Genomic DNA, 2414 nt, shown 5'->3' on the forward strand with positions numbered 1-2414 from the left:
TGTCTGGCGTCAACTATCTTGTCCGGTCCGCGACAACTATGATGGCCGGTTGGGTGGTCTTACTTTTTACTCTTTCCAGCCTGCTTAAGCTGTTGCTGTCGTCGGTAGCTTTCCCCCTCTAATTCGATAATGGTGGCGTGGTGTATCAGCCGGTCTACGGCCGCTACTGTCATCATGCTGTCCGGGAATATTTGATCCCACTCGCTAAAGGGCTGGTTGGCTGTGACGATTAAGCTGCCACTCTCATAGCGGTGAGCGATGAACTCGAACAGCACCTGGGTTTCTGCATCCGTCTTTTTTACATAGCCTATGTCGTCGATGATGATGACTCGGTATTTATCCAGGCGTGTCATGGCGGTCATCAAGTCGAGATCGCGCTTGGCCTGCTGTAGGTGCTGAACCAGCGCTATCGCAGGGAACAGTTTGCAACGCACGCCCTGCTCGGTGAGTTGATGGCCCAGGGCATTGGCGATGTGGGTTTTGCCGGTACCGCTGGGACCAATCAACAGCACATTATCGGCATGGTGTGCCCAGTCGCTGTCTTGTTGCAGCTTCGCCAGTGCGGCGTTGCATGGGCGGCTAAAGCCACTTTGATCCAGCGCAGAGAACGTCTTGTTGGCAGCAAGCTTGGCTTCCCGTAGCCATTTCTGGGTGCGACGCTGGTAGCGGTCTGAGAGTTCGTACTCACACAAGGCTGCCAGGTAATCCGTGTGTGACCAGTTCTTTTCAATAGCCGTTTCCCAGAGCGATTGATAGTGACGGTGGAAGGCCGGCAGACGCAGTTCTTTAAGCAGCAAGGCGACGGAGTCGGTCATATCGACGCCTCTTGGCTGCGGATCGAAGACAGCAAGTCGTCATAACTGACCAGGGTGTGTTGACTTGAAGCTGAGAATTCGAGATCGGGATTGCCGCGAAGGTAGCGTGACTGGATCTCGGTAATTGACGCGAACCGGCCGGCCCGGGCTTCTATCAACAGGTCTTCCCCCAGCGACTGTTCATCATCGTATTCGAAGGCCAGTCGAAGGGCGGTCACGATCCACTTGCAGGCTTCACGGGGTTCAAGATGCTCATCCGCGAGTTGCCAGAGTTCGCGGTAGTTGTCGTCCGGGAGCAGGTCATCACGCAGCTGAGAGTAACGGAAGGCCTGTGGCTTGGAGGATAGCGAGCAGATCACGTGCCGGTAATTGACGCTGCGGACGCGGTTATCGCCGGCCTTCGGATACACGCGAGGTAAGGTCAGTGCCGGCTGCTGACCGACGAACAACACGAGCTTGTCGTGATGCAGCCTGATTTGCACCGACTCACCAATCAGCCGCGATGGCACGGTATACACAACACGTCGGACTTCGATCGTTGAGCTGCGTGTCACCTTGAGGTGGAGCGTCTGATACTCCGCCGCTGTAAACTCCGGCAGTGGCTGCAAGGCGGCCTGTTCTTCAAGCACACGGGACCGGTTGCGTTGGTTGAGCTTGCCGACAACGCCATCGATAAACTCCTGGTACTGCTCGATACTCTCGAAGTCATTGTGGCCGCGCAGTAACAGCTGTTGTGCCAGCCTCTTCTTGAGCGAGCCGTTGGCGCACTCCACCACACCGTTCTCATGAGACTGCCCCAGATTATTCCGGGTGGGCGTCATGCGGTAATGCTGGCACAGCTCACTGTAAGCCTCTGTCCAAACGTTCTGACGGTTATTGCGTGCCGCACTTAAACTATCCGTGCGGTGCTCAACAGGGCTGCCACCAGCCTGCTGAAGGGCTCGCTGCAACCCCGTCGCCAGAGCTGCATAACTCTCACCGCCCTGAACCACGGTGACCGAGCGCCAGCCACTGTAGGCCAGTCGAAATTGATAGAGCAGGTGTGGAAAGGCCTTGAACTGAATCGTAATCGGGTTATCCGGGTGCGTGAAATCAGAGAACCCCTGCTGTGCCACAACGGCCTGCTGGCGAAAAATGACCTCACGCTCCGGCCCATGCAGTGCTCGCCATTGCTTCACCCGGCGTTGCAGTGTGCGCAAAATGGTCTGGTCGTAGTGCTCAGGATACTGCTCTTGCAAATAATCCAGCAGGGTTGTTCCGGTCAAATCCGGCTTGGCTTTTAGCAGAGGGAGCAGCTCTGTCTCCCAAACGGCCTCCAGGGGATCTTCCCGTGTGCGCCACTGCCGCTCGGTGTTAACGCGGGGCTTTTGTGTTGAGGTCTCGATACGTCGTCCGGATCGAACGGAAATACCCGCCTTGGCGGCAGCCACTTCCTGGCTTGCGCCATTTTGTCGGTGCTGCATGAACAGCTCCTCTTGTCGGTTGGTTATGTGTTGGCCTGGCACCCTTTGCTCCACCATGGAAAACAAGGGGCCAATTGTTACACCCAACCGGCCAAGATAATTGTCGTTAACCGGTCATCCTAATTGTCGCCGAACA

Annotated in this window: 2 protein-coding genes; both read right to left on the reverse strand. The window is 56.4% G+C overall.

Annotated elements, in window-relative coordinates; translation table 11 throughout:
* Nucleotides 1-59: 59 nt before the first annotated feature.
* Complete coding sequence (gene istB, locus LWH94_RS19000) at nt 60-815, reverse strand: IS21-like element helper ATPase IstB (RefSeq protein ID WP_213480218.1); 756 nt, start codon at nt 813-815, stop codon at nt 60-62.
* Entirely contained in the window at nt 812-2278 is a 1467-nt protein-coding gene (gene istA, locus LWH94_RS19005) for an IS21 family transposase (protein WP_232903286.1), read from the reverse strand. The genes istB and istA overlap by 4 nt, the downstream gene beginning before the upstream one ends.
* Nucleotides 2279-2414 lie beyond the last annotated feature (136 nt).

Origin of the sequence: Marinobacter sp. G11 (genome assembly GCF_021282325.1) — a bacterium.
Classification (GTDB): domain Bacteria; phylum Pseudomonadota; class Gammaproteobacteria; order Pseudomonadales; family Oleiphilaceae; genus Marinobacter; species Marinobacter vinifirmus.

Coding starts and splice junctions, on each gene's coding strand:
- istB (WP_213480218.1), bottom strand. CDS start 815: ATGACCGACTCCGTCGCCTTGCTGCTTAAAGAACTGCGTCTGCCGGCC.
- istA (WP_232903286.1), bottom strand. CDS start 2,278: ATGCAGCACCGACAAAATGGCGCAAGCCAGGAAGTGGCTGCCGCCAAG.